The following is a 21,985-nucleotide window of genomic DNA, read 5'->3' as shown; positions in this document are numbered from 1 at the left end:
CCCTCAAGCCTGGTGGACGGCGGGGACGCCGTCCTCGACGGCGAGGACGGTGCGACTGCTCACGGTGCCGTCCGGCACGGTGACCCGGTCGCAGACGCGGTGGTCGGCCAGCCAGAGGTCCGGGGTGATCTCGCAACTGACGTAGCCGCGCTGGAAGTTGCCGAACTTCATGTGCGGGTTCTCGTCGAGGAGGGCTTGGCCCGTCACGTCGATGTCCTGTCCGTCCAGGCCGGAGGCGATCGAGGTGCCCACGAACTCGGTCGCCACCACCCGGGAACCGGGGTCGTGGAAGTCCAGCGCGAGATCGCTCGCGACGCTGCGGTGCAGGTCGCCGGCGAGACTGACGACGTTGCGGATCCCGCGGTCCGCGATACCGCCGAGCAGCCGGTCCCGGGAGGCGCTGTAGCCGTCCCAGGTGTCCATCGGGACCGCCACGTTCGGTCCGGCCGCGGTGTCGAGGAGGGTGATGGCCGTCTGGTGGCCGAGGATGTTCCAGCGGGACCGTGAGCCGCTGAGCCCGTCGAGCAGCCAGCGTTCCTGCGGGAAGCCGAGGAGAGAACGCGCCGGGTCGGCGGTCGCCGCGTTCGGGGCCTTGGTCCCGTCCCCGTTCGCCTGGTCGTCGCGGTACTGGCGGGTGTCGAGCATCGAGAACTCCGCGAGGCGTCCGTAGCCGAGCCGCCGGTACAACTGCATGTCCGGTCCGTCGGGGAACTGCGGTGCGCGCAGGGGCATGTTCTCCCAGTAGGCCCGGAACCCGTTGGCCCGCCGCACCAGCAGGTCGTCGGGTGTGGTGCCGTCGGCGGCGAGGTCCGCCCAGTTGTTGACGACCTCGTGGTCGTCGAAGACCACGATCCAGGGGGCGGAGTGGTGGGCGGCCTGCAGGTCGGGGTCGAGCTTGTAGTACGCGTACCGCTGCCGGTAGTCGTCCAGGGTCACCGCCTGGCGGGTGTTGTGCTCCTCGCCGTCGCCCGGTCGGACGCCCCGGTCGATACCGAACTCGTAGATGTAGTCGCCGAGGAAGAGCACCACGTCGTGACGCCGGGCCGCGAGATCACGGTGAGCGGTGAACCAGCCCTCCCAGATCGCCTGGCAGGACGCGAAGGCCAGCGACATGCGGGGGACGAGCTGGTGAGCGGCCGGCGCGGTCTTCGTACGCCCCACCGGACTGATGAAGCCGCCGCAGCGGAACCGGTAGAAGTACTCGCGCCACGGCTCCAGACCACGGACGTCGACGTGGGCGGTGTGGTTGTCCTCGGGTACCAGGTGGGCCGTGCCGCGCCGCACGATCCTGCGGAACCGCGCGTCGGAGGCGACCTCCCACTGCACGGGGTAGGTCCGCCGGTCCATTCCGCTGAAGGGGGCGAGGGGATCGGGCGCCAGCCGGGTCCACAGGACGACCCCGTCGGGCAGGGGATCACCGGAGGCGACTCCCAGGGTGAAGGGGTCGTTCCTGAGGCGGGCGGCGGGGGCGGCGGCCGCCTCGCCCGCACTGGGCAGGACACCGGACAGGGCGAGGGCTGCTGCGGCGGCGGTGACGGTGACGAACCGTCGGCGTGTGGCTGCCGTGAGCGCCTGGGGTGGAGCGAGTCTGGGAGTCACCTCCTCACCACAACCGAGCGCCGTGAACACGGGGCGTCTCCCGGGAGACCGTCGACGGGCGATGAGCCGACTCCTTATTGTCAGGGACTCGACAGCGCTTCGGGGTCCGTCGCGGGCACGGCCGGCAGGCCTCGGGCCCCGGGCCGTTGATCCCCGAGAAGCATAGGGACCACCGGGGCGCTCCCCGGCGAAGGACGCGTGCCACCGGCGTGCCGGAGCGCTCCCCGCCCGCCGACCCGCCCCTGTCCGGGAACGTCTCCCGGCCGGAGGGGGCGCCTGGTCCGTACCCGGCCAACTTCTCGCCCGCCCCGGTCGGTTCGCAGCCGTTCGCGAACTCCCCGGGACGGGCAGGAAGTCCCTGGCCGCGTGCTCCGCCCCCGGCGTTGTGAGGCCGGGGGCGGAGTGCACGCCGATCGATGGACCGCTCCCGGTCCTGGGAGTGCGGGTGGCGGCACCGGACGGGCCGTGTCGGACGAGCGGTGCCTCAGGAGGCGACGAATCGGGCGATCTGCCCGAGGACGACCGTGTCCGTCAGGTACCCGATGTGCGTCTGGCAGGCCACGTTGTTGTTGGTCGCGCCGTCCAGCTTGGTGCTCGTGTACGGGAGGATCACGCCGTCGCACGCCGAGTACCAGGAGGCGTACCTGGTGGTGCCCGGCGTTTCGTCGCCCGAGGTGATCGCCGAGATGAACGAGGAGCCGGGGTACATCTGCTGGCACGTCGCGTACACGAGGCAAGCGCCCGCGGCCGTCGTCCCGTGGTTGGCGCCGGCGATCGAGGCGAGGTGGCTGACGCTGGTGTTGCCGCCCAGCACCTTCAGGTAGTACTGGCTGACGAGGCCGCCCATCGAGTGGTTGACGATGGCGACCTTGCTCGCGCCGGTCCGGGCCTTCACGTTGTCGACGTAGGTGGCGAGGCCCTGCGCGTTGGTGATGTTGTTGCCGTACGAGTTGTACTCGTAGGCGAACAGGCTGGAGTTCGACCAGCCGTTGAGCTGGAAGACGCTCTTCGCGGTCGTCCAGTTCGAGGCGCTGCCGGTGTAGCCGTGGACGAAGACGACCGGCGTGCTGGTCGCCAGCGTCCGGGCGGCGGAGACCGACCGCGCGACGGAGACCGTCGGCGCGGACGCACTGCCGACCGCCCCGGCCGTCGTCGCCGAGGAGAAGAGAGTGACAGCGGCAGCGGCGGCCGCGAGGACGCCGAGGAGACGGCGTGGGGAACGAAGCATGATGTGCTCCTGACAAGGGCGCGGGTGGGGTGGGTCCAGCTCGCTCAGACTCCCGGAGCCGAGCGCGGCGGCCATCGGTGAAATCGCCAGTGGTCGGCGGTGCCGGGCCCAGGAGGCGGGGGAGGAGGCGGCTCCCGCACACGCCGTCCGCCCGGCGCCGCGGGAGCCGGACCAGGGCGTCCGGTCATGCGTACGGCCCCGGGCCGGCCGGACCCGGCGTCGGGCCCGCGGCACTGGGCGCACGGCCACGCCCTCCAGGGCCACCTGCCTCCGGCGCCACCGGCCTTCTGGCCGACGGGTTCCGGAAACGCCGGTCTCCGGAGCCCCGGTCGTCCGCGTGCGCAGCCCGAGGCCGCACGGGCGATCAGGTCCCCGGTTCCTCCGCCGCCGTGGTCGACCGGCGTGCCCGCGGGGGCATCCGGCCGCCGTTCGCGGCGAGGCGCGACCGTACCCGGGCGAGGAGTCCGGCCGGATCGGGCCGGGCCTGCAGGGCGCCGAGGACCAGGAGCCACCACTGATGCAGCCGGGCACCGAGTTCCCGCTCGCCCGCCACCTCGTCGGTCAGGGTGTAGAGCCCGAAGAAGGAGCACACGAGCGTGGTCGCCGTACCTGAGGGATCGATTCCTCGGGCGAGTTCGCCCCTCGCCCGGGCCTCGGCGAGCAGGCGTGTCACGGCCGCGGTCCAGCCGGCGAACGGCGCCGGGACGGCCGCGTCGATGCTGCGGCGCTCGATCCACAGGCGGGCGCCGGCGCGGGCTATGACGTCCTCCCTCAGGGTGTGGGCGACGTCGAAGCTGAGGGCGACCAGCTTCTCCAGCGGAGGGATGCCCGGAGCGGTGTACCGGGCGTTCAGCTGCGGCCAACTGGCGAACTGCGCGCGGACGACCGCGAGTGCCAGCTTCTCCTTGCTGGAGTAATGGAAGTAGATGGCTCCGCTGGTCCGCCCCGAGTGGTCGCCGACCTCGTTGATGCTGGTGCCCGCGTATCCCTGTTCGACAAAAAGATGTGCTGCGGACTCCAGGAGCACTTTTCGGGTTGCTTGCGCTCGGTCTTGCACAGGCGTCTCACCTTAGGTCACATGTTTGATCGATGCGGCGCAGGGTTGCGCCGGCATTCCGCCGTCGGAGGATGCGGCGCGCGGAGATTTTATTATTCTTCGACTGTGCCCGCGGGTGGGAGGCATTGAGGAATTCGTAAACCGGTTCGCAGACGGTAGGGTCCGCACGCCTCGGTGGGACGCCCCCGCCACCTGCGACGGATTTTCTGGAACTTCCTGGTGGGAGGCGTGGTCAAGGACGCGCCGACCGCTCCCGCCGGTGCCTTTTCAGGGCTGCTTTCCCGTGGTCGACCCGTGGTGGATCGGACTTCAAACACTCGAAGTAGTGATTGCGTGACGCGCGATCCCGAAATTAACGTAGCCACTACGATGTTTTCGGCTCGCTCCCCTCCGGACGCAATTCGTCCGTCGTGGCGTGCCCGGGAGACGACATTCCGTGTCTCCGCGCACGGTCGCCGAGACCGTTCGCCATCGCTATCTCAGCAGTCGAGTGCGCCTCTCCCGCAGTCCTGCGTCACTGCATCCGTCGAGCGCGTGGGGGCGGCACACTCTCCGAGAACGGCAGAGAAATGACACCTCATCGCATTTTCTCCTGGTCCCCGTCGGCGATCGTCTTCGATTGCGACGGAACCCTGATGGACACCGAAAGCCATTGGCAGGACGCCCGTCAGCGGGTCTTCGCCGAGTTCGGCCTCCAGCCGCCGGCCGGCTTCGCCGAGCGGGCCAAGGGAGTCCACTACACCGAGTGCGGCGCCCTCATGGCCGAGGAGTGCGGCAAACCCGACTTCGCCGACGACATGACGGACGCCCTGCTCACCCACTTCACCGCGCTGGTCGCCGACGACCCGGTCACCATGCCGGGCGCGGCGGCGCTCGTACGGCTCGCAGCCCGGCACATCCCCCTCGCGGTGGCGAGCAACTGCCCCCAGGACATGGTGGAGTCGAGTCTCGAACGGGCCGGCCTGCTCAGCTACTTCGGCCATGTGGTCGTCGCGGGCGACGGCGTACGGCCCAAACCCCACCCCGACGTCTACGCGCTGGCCGCCGGCCTCTGCGGGGTCCCCCCGCAGGAGGCGCTCGCAGTGGAGGACTCCGTCACCGGCATCGTCTCCGCGCGGAAGGCCGGACTCCGCGTCCTCGGCACGGGCCCGTACCCCGACGGGCCGGGCGCGGAGGAAGCCGACTCCTGGGTCGTGAGCCTCGCCGATCCGGATCTGGTGGCGTGGGCGCAGACGTACATTGCCGGGGACTGAAGCGCCCCCGACCGTCCGTCCCGCGGGTGCCGCCCCCTCCCTTGCGAGGCGGCGCCCGCGACCGCTCTCAGGACGGATACGGGCAGCTGAGCGGCAGGACGCGCTCCGACAGCCGGCCGGTGAGGCGGTCGTCGGTGAGTTCCGCCTCGGCGAGCCAGTTCACCCCCGACAACCGCTCGATCCACGGCTCCAGTTCACCGGGTTCCACCGGGCACCACGCGGTGAGGGCCTCCCGTGCGATGCCCTCACCGTCACGTCCGAGACGTCCGTCGAAACTGGTCCGCGCGGCCAGCGTCAGGGCGAGCAACCGCGGGGCCGCCGGCGCCTTCGACTTGCGGAGCTTCTTGTCCGACACGACCCGCTGCGCCCACCCGCTGAGTTTGGGCCTCATCTTCCTGCCGAAGGTGAGCGGACCCGAACCGTCGTCCCCGGGCACCAGGGACGGGACGGTGATGGGCACCGGGTTCTCCGGACGGGCCACCAGGACGTCCTCCCCGGTACCGGGGAAGGAGAGCCAGCCGCAGCCCGCCAACTCGTCGAGCAACCCCGCCGGATCGGTCAGACCCAGCGTCCCCAGGTCCTGTCCGACGAGGTTGCCGGAACCGGTGTGCGCGGTGCGCAGGGTCAGCATCACGGCCAGGAGACGCGCCTCCGTGCCGGGCAGGGGTGCGTGCTGCGCCACGTGCGCGAGGACGAGGCGCGCGTTCTCCCACTGCGTCGGCCCGATCAGCAGCCGGTCGACGGTCGGCCCCTCACCGTTCGCGTCGGCCCCGGTGCGCTGCTGGTTCTGGAAACGGGCGGCGGTGGCGGCCTCCTGGGCACGCCGGGCGTCCCACCGCAGGCGGATGTCACCACTCGCCTCGGACCAGGTGAGGAACGCGCGTGCCTTGCGCTCGTGGAGTTCGGCCAGCAGGGCGAGATCGGGTTCGTCGCGCTGCTGGTAGGCGCGGAACAGATTGCCGATCTCGACGAGCTCGTCGCGCAGTTCGACCGGGCGCAGGTCGTGGGGGATGACGCGTTGGGCGACCTTCTCGTACCCGTAGCGGCGGCGGACCGGGGTGGGACGGCGTACCGGTGTGGGGCGGGGGGTCGGAATCGCGCGGGGCTCCGGCGCCGAGCCGGGGCTGTCGGAGAAGAGCGCGGTGACCGGTGGGCGGTTGCCCGCGGCCCGCGCGGCGGCCGCCGGAACGGCCGCGGCCGGAGCGGCGACGATCTTCGCACCCGGTGTGGCGGCGGCGCAGCGGGAACAGCACTCGACGGCCCGCCACCACCTGCCCTCCCGGTCCACGACCACCGCCAGGACGATCGGGCCGCCACAGCGCCAGGGCGGCTCCGCGCGTTCGTGCCGTTCGGGAGGGCGGACGTGGGCGTGGCACTCCTCGGCCTTGCACGCGCAGTACGCCTCCGGCCGGGGTCCCGCCGCCGCCTTGAGGTGGGCCCTGAGATGCGCGACCGCGGCCGCGCGGCCGTCGGCGGCCGTCGGCATGCGCTGCTCACCGCAGGAGGGCCGGCTGCAGGAGACGCGTACCGCCGTGCCGCTGCAGCCGGCCGCGTCCAGGCGTACCGTCCACCCGCGTCCCAGCACCCGCTCGTCCGGTCCGGCCGGCGCCTTCGTCATCCCGCTCTTCCTTCCCCACCGTTCCGACTGCCCGCGGCCGGCCCCGTCGCGAAGGAGCCGGGCACGGCGGCGGATTCCACCGTACGCGGCGGACGGGTGGGGGACCGGCGAACTTCGCAGGGCGCCGGTCGCCCCCGTCGGGTGCGGCGGCTCCCTCCGTCGTGGACACGGCTCCGGGGCGGCGCACGCGCGGGCTCCGGGGCGGCGCACGCGCGAAGTTCGCTCATTCTTTCGATGGAGTGCCGTGCTCTGCTCCCATTGACGCGCGCCTGCCGCATCGGGTTTCGGAGCCCTCCTGCGGTCCGTCCCTCGCGTGTACGGGTCGTCGGGACGGAGCGACCGTCCGGACGGTGTGCCCGACGGGACGTAGTGACGGACGGAGCGAAGCGGCCGGCCGGCCACGCCGATCGGCGGAACGGGGCGAGGGAGTGATCGGTACATTCCGGCCAGGAAGATCGTTTTACTGCCATTCCTCGCCCATTCGGCCTCGGCGCCCCGCCGCTTCGGTTACACAGAACGGACACGTGGGCGGATGTCGCCCTCGGAGTGGCGGTCGTGTGCGGGGGAGGTTCAGCGGTTGCTGACGATCAATGTGGCTGTGCTGCTCGCGGTCATCGTCCTGTTCCGGTTGCGTCGGCGTACGGAGGCCCGGAGCCGGCTGGACGAGAGGTTCACCGTGGTCATCGTCCTGGCCCTCGGCGTACTGATCGCCCCGACCCCGGTCGGCAGGGGCATCCTCGCCTTCCTGGGCCGGCTCGCCGGCGGCATCGGAGAGGCGGCCGGCCGATGAGCGCTCGCGCACCGAAGAAGCGGTCGGTGTCGTCCCACCGCCCGCCGACGCGACGGCGTTCCCGGGGGCCGGGCGCGACGCGGCCGCGGAAGCGGCGACCGGGCACGCGAGGCCGGCGCGCGGACGACCGGTCCGTCCGTCCGCTCGTGCTCGCGGCCCTCTCGGTCACGGCGGCGGTGGCCGTCGTGAACTGGCTGCTCGCACACGGCTGGGCGCTGGTCGTCCTCGGCGTACTGGTGCTCTCGGCCTGCGGCGTACGGATCCACCGCGGCCGGCGGCGGTCACGGTGGGAGGCGGTCCGCGCCCGGGAACTGCGGTACGAGCTCTCCCAGTTGGACGGTCTGCACCACTCCCAGTTCGAGGCCGCGGTGCGGGACCTCATGCACCGGGACGGCTGTCGCGGTGCGGTCCGGGTGGGAGGCGGCGGGGACCTCGGCGCCGACGTCAAGGCCACCGATCCCTACGGGCGGCGCTGGGTGATCCAGTGCAAGCACCGCCGGCACGGTCTCGCCGGCTCCGCGGTCGGCACACCGGACTTCCAGGTGCTCAACGGCACCGCCCGTCAGGTGCACGGCGCCGATGTCGCCGTGATCGTGACCAACGGCCGGGTGACCGCACCGGCGGTGGCCTTCGCCGCACAGCAGCGGCTGCACGTGGTCGACCGCCACACCCTCGCCGCATGGGCGTCCGGATCCCGCCCGCTCTGGGAACTGCTGCGGGCCGTGCCGCCCCCGCGCAAGCCGACCGCGCTCTCCTGAAGGTTGTCCGTATCTCACCCGGTGGTGCGCACATGGGGGCCGAGAGAGCGTACGGTCCCGGCCGCCGAGGCGAAGAGCAGCGCGACACCCACGGCTCCCGGATCGGGTATGCCCGACGCCCGCTCGCCGACGTAACTGGCGCGCCCCATGCGCGCCCGCAGGGCGGCCGTGTTCCGCACGCCCTGCCACGCGGCATCGGCGGCGAGGGCGAGCGCTTGATCCGGCGGAGTTCCCTCCGGCGCCGCCCGCAGCGCTTCGGCGGCCGGGGTCAGGGCGTCCACCAGCGTCTTGTCCCCGGGCTTCGCGTCACCCACCCGGCGTATGGCGGCGAGGCCGTCCTCCGTACCCGCGGCGAGAGCGGCCGTGGTCAGGAGCGGTCCCTGGGCCGCGACGGCGGCGCTGAGCGCCTGGAACAGCAGGCCGAACAGCGGCCCGCTGGTGCCGCCTATCTCGTCCAGGAAGGCGGAGGCCGCGCGGCCCAGCGGGACCGAGGGGCCGTCCCCGCCCGCGTCACCCTCCTCGCCGCGCAGGCGTTGCGTCGCCCGCACCCCTGCGCTGAGGTTCACCCCGAAGTCACCGTCGCCCACCTGCTGGTCGAGCGCGGTCAGCTCGGTCTCGGTGGCATGGGCCGAATCCGCGAACCGGTCCATCCAGCCGCTCGTGAACGTGATGTCGAAAGGTGTCGTCATGGTGTTCTCCTTCGGTTCCACGCGTGCCGCCCCGCCGGTCACCAGCGCAGTGCCGCGGTCCGTACCGGTGCGTCGTAGTAGGCCAGGGACCGGGCGTCGGCCACCAGCAGGGTGAGGGAGAACCCCCGCATGTCCAGAGCGGTGACGTAGTCGCCGACGAGATGGCGGGCGAGGCGGACACCGCGGGCGTCCAGGACCCGGCCCAGTTCGCCGAAGATGCCGTACAGCTCCAGAGGGGTGACCGCGCCCAGACCGTTGACCAGTGCCAGAACCGGCTCCTCCGGGCCCGGCCGGACCGCGGCCAGCAGGGAGTCCGTCATCTCCGCCACCAGGGCGGAGACAGGGCCTTCGGGGCGGGTGCGGTCGGCGCGCTCGCCGTGGATGCCGACGCCGTACTCCAGTTCCCCGGCTGCCAGTTCGAACGCCGGGCGGCCCGTGGTGGGCGCGGTGTGCGCCGTGGACGCGACGGCGAGCGTCCGGCAGCGGCCGGCCAGCGCCGCCCCGAGGGTTGCCAGTTCCCGCAGACCGAGGCCCGTGTCGGCGGCGCCGCCGAGGATCTTCTCCAGCAGCACGGTGCCGCCCGTTCCCCGGCGGCCGGCGGCGATGTCCTCGGAGTCGGACGCCAGGTCGTCGTCGACCAGGACCCGTGCACAGGGGATGTTCTGGTGGGCGAGGCGCTCCGCGGCGATACCGAAGTTGATCCGGTCGCCGGTGTAGTTCTTCACGATGTGCAGGACGCCCTCCGTGCGGGCCACCGCCAGCGACGCCTGGTACACCTGGCGGTTGTGCGGGGAGGCGAACACCCGCCCGGGGCACGCGGCGTCCAGCATGCCCGCGCCCACGAATCCGGCGTGCAGCGGCTCGTGCCCCGAACCGCCGCCGGAGAGCAGCCCCACACGGCGGGTCGGATCGGTGTGGCGAGCGGCGAGGAAGCCGTTCTCCACGTCGTGGACGACGAGTTCCGCATGGGCGCGGGCGAAGCCGGCCAGCGCGTTCGGCACCAAGTCGTCCGTGCTGTTCTCGAAGTACGCGGCCATGCGCGGCGCCCTTTCGTCCCGGGGCCGTACGCGGCCGGGTGAGACGACCCTTCAGACAGGTCACTTCATGCTGAGGGGCGGTTCCGCATGTGGCAACTCGCGGGTCGAGTTTCAGCCCATTAAGTGACGGCGCATCGCAGCATTCGCACCGGCGTGATAGCGCCGCGCGCCAGCTACGCGCCGTCGGAGAGGCCGATCGACTCGGCGGCACGCCGGTCGAGCGCCGCGCGCACCAGCGCGGCGGCGAGCACCGCCGGCTCCGGCCCGCCGGAACCTCGGGAGCCGCGGGCGAGGCGCAGCAGCGCCTCGGCGGAGGTGGGCAGACCCAGGCGTTCCGCGCCCCGCAACGCCTTGGCGTCGACGAACGGACCGGTCTCCGGCCAGACGGCCTGTACCTCGCGTACGAAGATGTCCGCGCCGGCCGGGCCCAGACCGGGCAGGCGCCGCACTCCCGCGCGCACCACGTCGGCGTCGCCGTCGGCCTCCCGGCGCAGGCGCCGCAGGTCACCGGCGTACGTGTCGAGGAGCAGGAGCGCGCCGTCGCCCAGCTGGGTCGCGGTCCGCTCGTCGTACCGCCGGTAGCCGCCCCGGCCCAGCGCGTCGACACGCTGCTGCCAGTCGGCGTCCGCCATCTGCCGGGGGCCGCGCAGGCCGGCCGCGAACAGCTCCTTCGCCGCCGCGACCGCGACGGAGGCCCGGATGCGCGCGCTCAGCAGCAGCGAGAGGACCAGCAGCTGGTACAACGGCTGAGGGGTGTCCCGCAAGCGGATGCCGGCCTCGTCCGCGTACGTGCGGCCGTACGTGTCGAGGAGCGCGTCGAGGGTGTCCCGGTCGTTCATGAGTACCACCGTCCTGCACCTCGCCCCGGCACGCACGCCCGCGGAGGGGGCGGACAGGGCGAACGAGCCGGGGGGAGCTTCATGATCCTTCCCGTCCGGTGCGGATCCAGGAGCTGTCGGGCCCGACCGACGAGCGCACACGGTTTCGGACGGGGCTCGGCGGTGCGGACGCCGGTCCTCGCCGTGCCGGCGGGGCGGGAGGGGACGGGGCCGCCGGGCGGCGCACCGTGAGGCGCGCCACCCGGCGGTTGTGAGCGGCCGGGCCGGAGACCGGACGGCCCGGGGCGGCTCTGCTCCGTGCCGCTACCGGGCGGAGGCCGAGGCGCTGTTGGCCGCTCCGTTGACGACGAACTGCGATCCCGGTTCGATCACCACGTCACCCTGGGCCGAACCACTGATCGTCACGTTCGTCAGGGTGGCGCTGCCCCGGGCACCTCCGTGCGCCAGAATGCCGGAGCCGTTGAGCGAATCGGTGATGCGGACGTTCGAGATCTGCGCGCCGGGGACGGACCCCCCGCCCGTCTTGAACTGGATTCCGTCGTAGGTCGAGCCCGTGATGTCGGTGTCCCTGATCGTGACGCCGGGTATGTCGGGACCGGCCGCGAACAGCGTGATGGCGCCGAACTCCTGTGCCTCGCCCCAGAAGGCGCCACCCGTGCGGTACAGGGCGTTGTTGGCGATCAGCGTCTGACCGGAGAAGGGCAGGGGGTCGTGGTCGGTCGCCAGCATGATGCCGGGGTAGTTCATCGTGTCCGAGACGATGTTGTTCTCGATGGTGTTGCCGTAACCGCCGTAGATTGCGATGCCGTTGGCCCGCCAGGGCAGGGCGATCGTGTTGTTGCGGAAGTGGTTGTCGTGGCCGATGTCCACCGACTGGTTCTTCACGTACTTGTTCGACCAGACGGCGAGGGAGTCGTCACCGGTGTTCCGGAAGGACGAGTTGAATACCGTCGAGTTGCGCGTCCCGTTCGAGAGGTTGATTCCGTCCGCGTACGTGTTGCGGATGCGCATGCCGGTGAACTCGACACCGTCCCCGGGTCCCCAGAGATCCGGAATGTTGTCGTAGTCGCGGCCCACCCACACCCCGACGTTGGAGTGCTCCAGCCAGACGTTGGTGATCTTGGTGTTCTTGCCGAAGCGCCCGTTGAGGCCCACTCCGCCCTCGGCGTTGCCGTCGCCGCCCCTGATGGTGCCGGAGCCGAAGATCGCGAGGTCGGAGATGGTGGTGCTGTCGTCGATGTCGAAGCCGAAGTTCCCCTCGTGCGGATGGTTGATGCCGCCCGCGTTCTGCGGCTGGGTGAGGGTGTACAGCTGGGAGTGCCACATGCCGGCGCCGCGGATCGTGACGTTCCTGATGCCCACCTGGTTGTACTGTCCGCGGTTGAGCGGGTCGTCGGTCAGGATCTTCTGCTCCTGCCGCCACTGCCCGGCGGGGATCCACACGCAGCCGATGTCACCGTTCTGGTCCGCCGTCACCGCACGCTGAATCGCGCCGGTGTCGTCGATGCCGTCGTTCGGCACGGCTCCGTAGGTGGTGATCGAGACACAGCCGGCCGGCTGCGCGGCGGGCGCCGCCACCTGCTCCAGGTCGACGAGGTCGATGACGTAGAAGGAGGCGGTGTCACCGGCGTCACGCTGGAGGCGGAACTTCGTACCGACCGGGTAGGTCTGCCCGAGCAGTGCGTTCGACTCGTCGAAGAGCCTGCGGGCGTCCGCCTGCGGCGTGTTGGTCAGACCCTCCGGGCTGTCGGTGTCGCCGTACAGCCAGCTGTGCTTGGAGGAGAGCGTCAGCTTCCGGGCGAAGGTGTTGTTGACGTAGAGGCTGATCGTGGCCTCCGCGCCACCGCCGGCGGGCGCGTCGGGGACGGAGTTGCGGACCACGAGGGAGTTGGTGGGTACGGTCGAAGTGATCTCGACGTACTGGCCCGTGGAGTTCAGCCGGACGGACTGCCGGCCCGAGGACTCGGTGGCGAAGTTGGTGTGACCGAAGGTCCGTTGCTGGTCCGAGGTGAGCAAGGTGCCCTGGTAGCTGCCGTGCTCGGCCTCGTACTCGGTGTAGGGGACGGCGGCGCCGCGTCCGACCACGATGGCCCGTGAGAAGACGTTGTTGTTCTCGTTGGTCTCGGCGAGCACGCCGGTCGCGTCCGCGGTGGCGGTCAGGTTGGCGCCTCCGCTCTTCGCGGTCCAGGTGCCGCTGATCGGTACGATGACCGTCCCGCCGGCGGGAACGGCTCCGGTGGTCCCGTTCAGTGTCGTGCTCTCCACCTGGAGGCGGGTCACCGTCGAGGAGTTCGCCGCGGTGGTGCCCCGGTTGTGGACGGAGACGGTGAAGGAGACGGCCGCGCCCACCGCCGGACTGGTCGGAGTGGAGGAGATGGCCGTGACCTGGAGGTCCGGCCCAGGGCTCTGGGTGACCACGAGTTTGGAGGGGGCGGTCCGGCTGTTGTTGCTGTTGTCCAGTTCGACGACCGTGTCGGTCGGGTCGACCACCGCCGAGACGGAGTACGAGCCCGTCGGCCGCTTGCCGGCGCTCACCGCGACGGTTGCCGAGGCGCCCGGGGCGAGTGCGTTCACCGAGGCGCTGCCGACGACCTGGCCCTCCAGGCTGACGTCGACCGTCGTCGCGGGGGAGCTTGCCGAACCGGCGTTGCGTACCGTCGCGTTGACGGTGACGGAGTCGCTCTCCGAGGGCGAGGCGGGCGACCAGGTGAGGTCGGAGACGGTCAGGTCCGGGTTGGGTGCGGCTGCACCGACGACCTGGAACTCGGCGACTTGGGCGCCGGGGGCGCCGGAGTTGGACGAGAACTTCAGCTGCACGTCGGCGTAGCGGCCGGACACCGGTACCGTCACCGTGTTTCCGTTGGCCGTCGGCGAGAAGGTGTAGTCCGCCCGGTCCTTCAGGGAGGTGAACCCGGTGGCGGACTGGGCCCGGCCGAGCACCTGGATGCTCTGCGTCCGGGGTCCCCACGCCGCGTCGGGGGACAGCTTGACGACGACGGCGGAGAGGTCGGCGGCGGAGCCGAGCTTCACCGTCAGCGTGGCGGGGTAGCCGTTCGACTCCCAGTAGGTGTCACGCCGGTCGTCGTTGGCGTGCGTGCCGACGTAGGTCTGCGCGTACGAGGACGCCTCGATCGGCTTGTTCAGCGCGAGGTTGGTACCGGTGGGAGGGGGCGTACCCGGGTCCGTGCCGCCGGTCTCGCCGTAGACCTCCACCTGGGAGAGCTGCGCGGCGTTCCAGCCGGTGTTGGCGGTCACCAGCACCCGTACGTACCGCACCTGGGTGGCGGTGAAGCCCAGGGTGACCACGTTGCCCGCGGACGGGGCGAACAGCCGGGCGGCCGAGGCGGAGAGCGTGCTGAAGCCCGAACCGTCCGTGCTGCCCTGAACGGCGAGCGTCTGCGTCCGCGCCTCCCAGGTGTTCGGCAGCTTCAACACCACCTGGTCGACGCCGGTCGACGCGCCCAGGTCGACCTGTACCCACTGCGGGAACGTGCCGGGGCTCTCCCAGTAGGTCTGCTGATTGCCGTCGGTGACGTTCGACGCGGGGTAGGCGCCGAGTGATCCGCTCGCCGCCACCGGTCTGCCGAGCGCCAGGTCACCGCTCCGGGCGGACGCCGTCGCGGCGGCCGGTATCACGCCGACGGTCATCAGCGCCGCTGTCACCGCGCCGATGAGCAACCGTCGCCATCCGCGTTGTCTCTCTCTCATGCTGTCCTCGGTTCCGTGGGCCCGCGGCGCCGGACGGGCCCGGGGAGCGCGTCCGCCGACCGGTCGACGCGGAGGCGCCGGACGGCCGGCGTCGGCCGCGTGCGGGCTGCCGGTACGCCGGTGGGGGGTGGTCGGTCGATCGGCAGGAGCGGGAGGAGAACGGGACCCCTGCCGTGAACTCGCGCTCAATGCTTGTCTATTTGAGAAAACCAGTCGTTTTTTTGCGGTGTTGAGGTGACAGGTTTCTCGTAGGTTCCGCCTTTGTCAACGGTTCTCACACCGTCGCACCTGTCGCCGGCGACTCCGCGCAGCTCGGAGGGGGGAGGGCTCGGTGCGGAAGTTGCGTGAGGGCGGCCGGAAGGGTGGGGTGCGGGGCACGGAGGCCGGGGACGGTCCGTCAAGGGCGGGGGACCGCGCACGACGGCGCCTTGTCCGGGCGGTGATCGCCGACGCGAGGGGCGGCCGGACCGGACCGGTGATGCCCGGCGTAGCGGTCCGCGACCTCGGGACCTTGAGGTACAGGGGTTGACGCATGGGGGTGATCACGGGATCTACGGACCGCTGTCCCGAGTCGGGGAGATCGTCCGGAGTGCCGATTTCCCGCGCGGGGGCGGGAGGACGTCGCCGGCAAGGAGGACGAACTTGCCGAAGGGGAGCGCGACGAGTACGCGTACGGGCCTTACGAACGCCTGCTGGTCACGCAGGAGGCGGCTGGCAGGCCTCCGACGGACTCTTCCTGGTCACTCGCCCCGGCCCGGGTGGGCCGGTACTTCGACGAGACGGGCTCGACGTTCACCCCTTGGCCGTTACTGCGGCACGTTCTCTCCTACCTCGCCACAGCCCTGGAGGACCACCTGCCCTTCGGCGGGCGGATGCCCCTGGCTCACGAGAGCCGGCTGATCCGGGACGGTCGTCGCCGACCCGACCTCCGCCCTGGACGTCGCCGCCGGAGCCCTCGAGCGTCATCCATGGCCGACGGGCTCCGACGGGCCCTCTCCGGGCAGTTCGGCCAGGAGAACCGCATGCAGGCGGGGCCACTCCAACCTGGGTCCAGTCCTGCGGACGCCGCCACAGTCCTGGCACGATCTCGTCCCTGGGGTGTGCGGTTCGGGCACGCCGCAGTCCTTGCGGCGTGACTTCACGGGGGGACCTCTCCGCCGAGACGGTTTCGTCGCGCCCGTCGCGCCCGTCGCGCCCGCCGCGTTCGCTGCCGTGCTCGCGGGCGGGATCGCGACGCCTTCCACGCCCGCCCGTAGGCCGTTCCCGTCGCGTTCGTCGTCGGCTCCGCCACGGGAGCGGGCCGTTCATCCCGTCGGGCGGGCCCCCTGCCGTCGTGCCGTACTCGCGCGCACGATGAGTTCCGGCGCGACGGTGCGGTGTGCGGTCCCGGTGGCCGTCCCCTCGATGTGCTCCAGCAGCAGCGCGATGCTGTTGCGGCCGAGGGCGGCGAAGTCCTGGCGGACCGTGGTGAGCGGCGGGGGGAAGAACTCCGCCTCGGGGATGTCGTCGAACCCCGCCACCGCCACGTCCTGGGGTGTCTGGAAACCCGCCTCGCGCAGGGCGCGCAACACCCCGAGCGCCATCTGGTCGTTGGCCACGAAGACCGCGGTGAGCCCGGACCCCTGGGGCGAGGAGGCGACCCGCCCGGCGAGCTGCTGTCCGGCCCGGTACCCGGACATCGGGCCCCAGTCGCCGCGCAGCGGTTCCGGGACCGGCGCCCCCGCAGCGCGGAGCGCGCCCTCCCACCCGGCGGTACGGGCTTCGCTCTCCAGCCAGTCCCGTGGGCCGGCGACGTGCCAGACGGTGGAGTGCCCCGAGGCGAGCAGGTGCTCGGTGATCATGCGGGCCCCCAGTTCCTGGTCGAGGGAGACCCCCGGCAGGTCGAGGTCGTGCCCGCCCTCCACGGTGACCACGGGACACGGGGCCTGGAGCGTGGTGAGTGCGCGCACCGCCTCGCGCTGCGGGGTGATGGCGATGATCCCCTCCACGCCCCAGGCGGAGAGGTGCTCCATCGCCTCGGTCAGGGCCGCCCGGCTGGCGACCCGCAGAGTGACGGCGGAGACGAGGTAACCCCGGTCGCGCGCTGCCTCCTGCACTCCGGAGAGCGTGCTCGCCGGCCCGTGGAGGGTCGTGTTGACCGCGATGACACCGAGCGTGTGGGTCCGCCGGGTCGCGAGGGCCCGGGCCGCCGAATTGCGGCGGTACCCCAGCCGTTCGATGGCCTCGGTCACCTGGGCACGGGTCTTGACGCTCACGTTCGGGTGCTCGCTGAGGACCCGTGACACGGTCTGGTGCGACACGCCTGCCACACGTGCCACGTCCGCCATCGTGGGTGCCCTCGCGGCGTCTGCGGGCCGGGACAATCCATTTCCTCCCTGTGGAGACCGTCATGTCTGAGGATCTGAGGAACTGCGCCCCCAAGGTACCTGCCGTGTGCAGGTGGACGAGAGCCGCTGTGGCGGAGCGCCGTCACCGGGTGGGTGTGCGCTCACATCAGGCCCCTGCGCTCGGCGGGGTTCTCCGTCAATTACCTCGCAGGGCTTGAGTTCTCCATATGTTAGCGCTCACAATCTACCTGCGTCTGTACGCGCGGCACCCTCACGAGACATCCGGTGGAGCGTGCGACGCGGGCCGGAACCATCCGGTCGCGCACGGGGCGGCACCCGGTCGAGCGGTCGGTGTCCACGCCGGGGGACCGGCCCATTCGGACGGAAGGGGAAAGACGGTGAACGCGTCATGAGCGGGACCAGGCTCCACGCACTGCGAGCGGAGGTGCTCGCCGCCAACCTGCGCATCCCGCAGGCCGGACTGGCGACCCTGACCTGGGGGAACGTCAGCGGCGTGGACCGCGAGGCGGGGGTCTTCGTGATCAAGCCCTCCGGTGTCTCGTACGCCGAACTCACCGAGGACGACCTGGTGGTGGTCTCGATCGAGGACGGCGGCGTGGTGGAGGGGCGGCTGCGGCCCTCCACCGACACCGAGACCCACCGCTGTCTCTACCGGGCGTTCCCGTCGATCGGAGGAGTGACGCACACGCACTCCGAACACGCCGTGGCCTTCGCCCAGGCCCGCGTGCCCATACCCGTACTCGGCACGACCCACGCCGACACGTTCAACGGGCCCGTGCCCGTCACCTCGGACCTCACCGCCGAACAGTGCGCCAAGGACTACGAGTACAACACCGGCCAGGTCGTCGTCACCCTGCTGGAAGGCGACGACCGGCGGGCCCAGGAGGTGCCGGGCGCGCTCGTCTCGCGGCACGGCCCCTTCACCTGGGGCGCCACCGCGACCGCGTCGCTGGAGAACGCGATCATCTGCGAGGCGGTGGCCAGGATGGCGCTGCACACCCTCGCCCTCCGGCCGGGCGGGACCGGGGCGACCCCGCCGCCGCAGCACCTGCTGGACCGTCACTTCACGCGTAAGCACGGGCCGGACGCCTACTACGGCAACCCCTGACCGCCGCCGGGGGACGAGGACCCCACCGGTCCGGCGGCATCGACCGCCGGACCGGCGCGACCCCGTCACACGAAGCGCCACAGGTGGTCGTCCGCGCCGTTGTCGTCCCCCTGCACGAGCTGGGCTCCCTGGGCGGTCGAGGCGTTCAGGACGCCCAGGACCCGGCCACCGTTGGCATTGCGGATACGGAAGTAGCCGGCCGAGCCGTACCGCAGCTGCCAGAGGTGGTCGGTGGTGCCGTTGTCGTCCCACTGGAGGACCCGGGCCCCCGACGCCTGGGAGGAGCCCTCGACCCCCAGGACCTTGGCACTGTGGAGGTTGCGCAGCCGGAACCGTCCGGCGGTGTCCCGTACGGCCAGCCAGAGGTGGTCGGCGGTGCCGCTGTCGCCCCACTGGACCGCGAGTCCGCCGTTCGCGGTGGACATGCCGCTGATGCCCAGCAGCAGTCCGCTGCGCAGGTTCTGGATCCGGTGGGCGCCGCTGGGGACGAACCACCAGGCGTTGTCGGGGCCGCCGTTGTCGCTGTCCTGGACGGCCCGTGCCCCCGCGGCGGTCGCGCCCGCCCTGATGCCGAGGACCTTGCCGCTGTGGGTGTTGCGGAGGCGGTGGGAGCCGTCCCCGGTGTCGAGCGGGGTCCAGAGGTGGTCCGCCGTGCCCGAGTCGCTCCACTGCAGGACGTCCGCGTCGTCGGCTGTGGACATGTCGCGTACGCCGAGGACCTTGCCGCTGTGGGCGTTGCGGAGCTTGAGCGCGCCGCCGTCCGTGACGAGCTGCCAGTCGTGGTCGGCGGTGCCACTGTCGTCCCACTGGAGCGCCGGGCCGCCGTCGGCCGTGGACATGTCCTGGATACCCAGCACGAGACCGCTCCGGGCGTTGACGACCCGGAAGCCGGAGAGGCCCGCCCTGCCGTCGGCGTTCCAGTAGACGGTGGCGTTCTGGTGGTGGTTGTCGTAGAAGGGGATGAGCCCGACCGGGGCGCCGTTCGCCCGGGCGGTGAAGGTCAGGGGCGTCGCCGTCGCGGTGATCGAGGCGGTCGTGAGCACGGGGAGCACGCCCCCGAGCGGGGTGTCCCCGAACGCGCCGCTGAGCACCACCGGACCGTAGGTGATCGCCTGCACCTGCGGCCGGTCGGGGGTGCCGCTCAGTGCGAGCCGCAGGGGGAACCGCAGGGTGACGGTGTCGCCCGAGGCCCAGGTCCGGTCGAGCGTGGCGTAACTGCCCGGCGTCAGGGCCAGGTTCTGGGCGGTGCCGTTGACGCTGACCGAGGCACCCGTCGTCCAGCCCGGGACCCGGACCCGCAGGGCCCATCGGCCCGCGGTGCCCGTCACCTTCAGCACGGTGGTGTCGGAGGCCGGGAACGTGGTGGTCTGGGTGACCGTGACGCCGCGTTCCGCCCAGGTCAGGACCGAGGGGACGAAGAGGTTCACCCAGAGTCCGGCGGAGTCGGAGAAGTACACCGAGTCCATGAGTTTGGTGTGGGTCTCCAGCCCCGTGCCCTGACAGCAGGTGAAGGTGTCGTAGTCCCGGCTGTAGGTGCGCCGGCCGCCGGGGACGAGCGGTGTGAAGTAGCAGACGTGACCGTGCGGATCGGCGGGGTCCTGCTGCCCGACGAGTTGGTTGGTCAGAGCCCGCTCGTAGTAGTCCGCGTACGCCGCGCGCGTGGGATCGAGGGTGAAGAGCTCGCGGGTGAGCTTGAGCATGTTGTACGTGTTGCAGCTCTCGCAGGTGTCGTCGGTGAGGTACTGGCCGACGGCCCCCGGAGCCTTGAAGAACTCCCCGACGCTGTTGCCGCCGATCGCATAGGTGTGGCTGGTCGTGACGGTGTTCCAGAAGTTGACCGCGATGTCCCGGTAGCGCGTCGTTCCGGTCGCCTTGTACTCCCGCGCGCTGCCGACGATCTTCGGGATCTGGGTGTTGGCGTGCAGTCCGTCCAGGCTGTCCAGGCCCGCCGCCAGCGGGTCGAGGACCGCCGCGTGGTCGAAGCGCCGTGCCACGGACAGCCAGCGGCTGTCGCCGGTCTGCAGGTACAGGTCGGTGAGGACCGCGTTCATGCCGCCGAACTCGGTCCTCAGGGTGGTCTGCATCTGCGCGGTGGTCAGACGCGCCGTCCGGACGTCCACCCACCCGGCGAGGGCGAGCAGTACGTCGCGGGCCCGGGTGAGCCCGGTCAGCCGCCAGGCGTCCAGCAGCCCCGCCAGCGTCTTGTGGACGCAGTAGTAGGGCACGCCCTTGCGCACCCCTGTCTCGACGGTGTCGAAGTCGGACTCCGGGAACCCCGAGAGGTAGCCGGCACGGTAGGCGGTCGGCGCGGCCTGGCACGTGGCGAGCTCCGCCACCATGTACCCGAGGCGGTCCAGGAAGACGCTCTCCCCGGTGACCGCGTACGCCTGCGCCCAGGCGCTCAGGAAGTGCCCCTGGCTGTGGGTGCGGAACTCGAAGTCCGGTGCCTCCCAGCCGTAGCACTGCTCGGCACCCCGGGTCGACAGCCCGTGATTGGCGCGGAAGTTGTACAGCAGCCGGTCCGGGTCGACGAAGCGGAGATAGGCGAGCGTACGGTCCATGTTCTCCCGCCAGCGGCCCGCCGTGAGCCGGACGCTGCCCAGCGGGAAGGGCTGCACGAGCGCCCCGGTCTCGGCGCGCACCGGGGGGACCGCCGAGGAGGCGCCGGTGGCCGCGGCCGCCGGGCCGGCGGCGAGCGCCGGAGCCAGAGCGGCGAGCGCCACCCCTCCCGAGGCGGAGAAGAAGAGTCGGCGGTTCATGGCAGTCATGGCGTGGTCGTCCTTCCGAGGGAGGTCGGGGGAGCCCGAGCGGCGGGCCGCCGCCTGTCGGAGCGGTGGCGGCCCGCCCTCACTCCTCCGTGACGGAGAAGCGCAGCACGGTGGTGGAGCGGTGGACCTCACCGGGCCGGAGGAGGGTGCTCGGGTCGTCGGGGCGGTTCGGGGAGTCCGGGAAGTGCTGGGTCTCCAGCGCCACCCCCGCGTGCGGGCCGTAGGGGCGTCCGCTCTTGCCGGTGATCCCGCCGTCGAGGAGGTTGCCGGTGTACACCTGTATCCCCGGTTCGGTGGTACGCACCTCCATGCGCCGGCCGGAGAGGGGCGCGTACAGGACGGCGGCGGCGCGCGGGTGGGCGGAAGGCGTGTCGGCGAGCACCCAGTTGTGGTCGAACCCGCCACCGCTCAGGCGGAGTTGTCCGTCCTCCTGGGCGAAGGCCTCCGAGAGGCGGCGGGATCGGCGCAGATCGAACGGGGTGCCGTCCACCGGCCGGTGCGGTCCCCGCGGGATCAGCGCGGAGTCGACCGGAGTCCACCGCTCCGCCTCGACCCGGAGGTGATGGCCGAGCACGTCGCCGCTGCCCTCTCCGTCCAGATTCCAGTACGCGTGGTTGGTCAGGTTGACGACGGTGGCGGCGTCGCTCACCGCGCGGTACTCGAAGGTCAGCGCGTCGTCCCGGTCGAGCGTGCAGGTGACCCGCACGTCCAGGGCGCCGGGAAAGCCCTGGTCGCCGGCGGGACTGCGCAGGAAGAGCCGTACGCCGGTGCGGTCGTCGCCATGGACCGGTTCGGCGCGCCACAGCCGGCGGTCGAAGCCGTCCGGGCCGCCGTGCAGGGTGTGACCGGTCTCCTGGGTCGCCAGCCGGTGGACCACGCCGTCCACCTCCAGCCGCCCGTCGGCGATCCGGTTGGCGTACCGCCCCACCGTCGCCCCGAAGTAGGTGGCCGGCCCGCGCACCGTCCGGGCGTCACGGGCCGCCAGTACCACGTCGGCGAAGCGGCCCCACCGGTCGGGGACCAGCAGGGAGTGCAGGCGCGCGCCGAGGGTGTGGACCTCGGCGCGCGCCCGCCCAGGGAAGCCGAACACCCAGCGGTCTCCGGTGCCTGTGCCGGGCAGGCGGTACGGCCGGCCGGTCCGGCCCGGACGCTCGGCGGGCGTCCGCGGCGGGGCGGCGGGTGACT

At 71.9% G+C, this 21,985-nt stretch carries 15 protein-coding genes; 4 read left to right on the top strand and 11 right to left on the bottom strand.

The features are described from left to right. Positions 1–3: 3 nt before the first annotated feature. The 3 genes from PZB77_RS01250 to PZB77_RS01240 all read right to left on the bottom strand — a co-directional run bounded on the left by PZB77_RS01250 (position 4) and on the right by PZB77_RS01240 (position 3,884). Entirely contained in the window at positions 4–1,599 is a 1,596-nt protein-coding gene (locus tag PZB77_RS01250) for an alkaline phosphatase D family protein (protein ID WP_275490637.1), read from the bottom strand. 484 nt (positions 1,600–2,083) lie between these two features. Continuing rightward, on the bottom strand, positions 2,084–2,830 hold the full coding sequence (locus PZB77_RS01245) for an alpha/beta fold hydrolase (RefSeq protein ID WP_275495872.1): 747 nt from the start codon (positions 2,828–2,830) through the stop codon (positions 2,084–2,086). Between the two features lie 361 nt (positions 2,831–3,191). Then, entirely contained in the window at positions 3,192–3,884 is a 693-nt protein-coding gene (locus tag PZB77_RS01240; protein ID WP_275490636.1) for a ScbR family autoregulator-binding transcription factor, read from the bottom strand. A 569-nt stretch (positions 3,885–4,453) separates the two neighbouring features. Here PZB77_RS01240 and PZB77_RS01235 point away from each other — a divergent pair. Continuing rightward, the gene (locus tag PZB77_RS01235; RefSeq protein ID WP_275490635.1) at positions 4,454–5,137 is read left to right on the top strand and encodes an HAD family phosphatase; all 684 of its coding nucleotides are present in this window, start codon (positions 4,454–4,456) and stop codon (positions 5,135–5,137) included. Between the two features lie 67 nt (positions 5,138–5,204). Here PZB77_RS01235 and PZB77_RS01230 read toward each other — a convergent pair whose 3' ends face one another. Then, positions 5,205–6,755, bottom strand: coding sequence for a hypothetical protein (locus PZB77_RS01230; protein WP_275490634.1), 1,551 nt, complete (start codon positions 6,753–6,755; stop codon positions 5,205–5,207). A gap of 577 nt (positions 6,756–7,332) precedes the next feature. Here PZB77_RS01230 and PZB77_RS01225 point away from each other — a divergent pair. Both PZB77_RS01225 and PZB77_RS01220 read left to right on the top strand, forming a co-directional pair. Further along, positions 7,333–7,545, top strand: coding sequence for a hypothetical protein (locus PZB77_RS01225; protein WP_275490633.1), 213 nt, complete (start codon positions 7,333–7,335; stop codon positions 7,543–7,545). Positions 7,546–7,691: 146 nt separating this feature from the next. After that, entirely contained in the window at positions 7,692–8,303 is a 612-nt protein-coding gene (locus PZB77_RS01220; protein WP_275490632.1) for a restriction endonuclease, read from the top strand. A 14-nt stretch (positions 8,304–8,317) separates the two neighbouring features. Here the strand turns inward: PZB77_RS01220 and dhaL are convergent, their stop codons facing one another. From dhaL to PZB77_RS01195, 5 genes are all read right to left on the bottom strand, one after another. Next, positions 8,318–8,992 carry a dihydroxyacetone kinase subunit DhaL gene (gene dhaL, locus PZB77_RS01215; protein ID WP_275490631.1) on the bottom strand — a complete coding sequence of 225 codons (675 nt, stop codon included), beginning with the start codon at positions 8,990–8,992 and terminating at the stop codon, positions 8,318–8,320. A 38-nt stretch (positions 8,993–9,030) separates the two neighbouring features. Then, positions 9,031–10,029: a dihydroxyacetone kinase subunit DhaK gene (locus PZB77_RS01210; RefSeq protein ID WP_275490630.1), complete on the bottom strand. Its 999-nt coding sequence runs from the start codon at positions 10,027–10,029 to the stop codon at positions 9,031–9,033. A 173-nt stretch (positions 10,030–10,202) separates the two neighbouring features. Beyond that, positions 10,203–10,868 carry an endonuclease gene (locus PZB77_RS01205; RefSeq protein ID WP_275490629.1) on the bottom strand — a complete coding sequence of 222 codons (666 nt, stop codon included), beginning with the start codon at positions 10,866–10,868 and terminating at the stop codon, positions 10,203–10,205. 303 nt (positions 10,869–11,171) lie between these two features. Beyond that, positions 11,172–14,576 carry a CARDB domain-containing protein gene (locus PZB77_RS01200; RefSeq protein ID WP_275490628.1) on the bottom strand — a complete coding sequence of 1,135 codons (3,405 nt, stop codon included), beginning with the start codon at positions 14,574–14,576 and terminating at the stop codon, positions 11,172–11,174. Positions 14,577–15,880: 1,304 nt separating this feature from the next. After that, positions 15,881–16,939: a LacI family DNA-binding transcriptional regulator gene (locus PZB77_RS01195; protein ID WP_275490627.1), complete on the bottom strand. Its 1,059-nt coding sequence runs from the start codon at positions 16,937–16,939 to the stop codon at positions 15,881–15,883. Positions 16,940–17,312: 373 nt separating this feature from the next. Here PZB77_RS01195 and araD point away from each other — a divergent pair, with 373 nt between their 5' ends. Continuing rightward, positions 17,313–18,032, top strand: a complete 720-nt coding sequence (gene araD, locus PZB77_RS01190) for an L-ribulose-5-phosphate 4-epimerase AraD (RefSeq protein WP_275490626.1) — start codon at positions 17,313–17,315, stop codon at positions 18,030–18,032. A gap of 65 nt (positions 18,033–18,097) precedes the next feature. On the opposite strand, the gene PZB77_RS01180 is transcribed toward araD, so the two are convergent. Continuing rightward, complete coding sequence (locus tag PZB77_RS01180) at positions 18,098–20,800, bottom strand: beta-L-arabinofuranosidase domain-containing protein (RefSeq protein WP_343299832.1); 2,703 nt, start codon at positions 20,798–20,800, stop codon at positions 18,098–18,100. Positions 20,801–20,879: 79 nt separating this feature from the next. After that, positions 20,880–21,890, bottom strand: coding sequence for an aldose epimerase family protein (locus PZB77_RS01175; RefSeq protein ID WP_275490625.1), 1,011 nt, complete (start codon positions 21,888–21,890; stop codon positions 20,880–20,882). Positions 21,891–21,985: the final 95 nt, after the last annotated feature.

Origin of the sequence: Streptomyces sp. AM 2-1-1, assembly GCF_029167645.1 — a bacterium.
Taxonomy (GTDB): Bacteria; Actinomycetota; Actinomycetes; order Streptomycetales; family Streptomycetaceae; genus Streptomyces.
Note: the sequence above shows the minus strand (reverse complement) of the source record. Positions and strands in the feature narration are given on the sequence as shown.

What these genes read in the sequence shown, in the direction of transcription:
- PZB77_RS01180 (WP_343299832.1), bottom strand. Translation starts at nt 20,800, where the DNA reads ATGACTGCCATGAACCGCCGACTCTTCTTCTCCGCCTCGGGAGGGGTG.
- PZB77_RS01205 (WP_275490629.1), bottom strand. Translation starts at nt 10,868, where the DNA reads ATGAACGACCGGGACACCCTCGACGCGCTCCTCGACACGTACGGCCGC.
- araD (WP_275490626.1), top strand. Translation starts at nt 17,313, where the DNA reads ATGAGCGGGACCAGGCTCCACGCACTGCGAGCGGAGGTGCTCGCCGCC.
- PZB77_RS01230 (WP_275490634.1), bottom strand. Translation starts at nt 6,755, where the DNA reads ATGACGAAGGCGCCGGCCGGACCGGACGAGCGGGTGCTGGGACGCGGG.
- PZB77_RS01210 (WP_275490630.1), bottom strand. Translation starts at nt 10,029, where the DNA reads ATGGCCGCGTACTTCGAGAACAGCACGGACGACTTGGTGCCGAACGCG.
- PZB77_RS01200 (WP_275490628.1), bottom strand. Translation starts at nt 14,576, where the DNA reads ATGAGAGAGAGACAACGCGGATGGCGACGGTTGCTCATCGGCGCGGTG.
- PZB77_RS01235 (WP_275490635.1), top strand. Translation starts at nt 4,454, where the DNA reads ATGACACCTCATCGCATTTTCTCCTGGTCCCCGTCGGCGATCGTCTTC.
- dhaL (WP_275490631.1), bottom strand. Translation starts at nt 8,992, where the DNA reads ATGACGACACCTTTCGACATCACGTTCACGAGCGGCTGGATGGACCGG.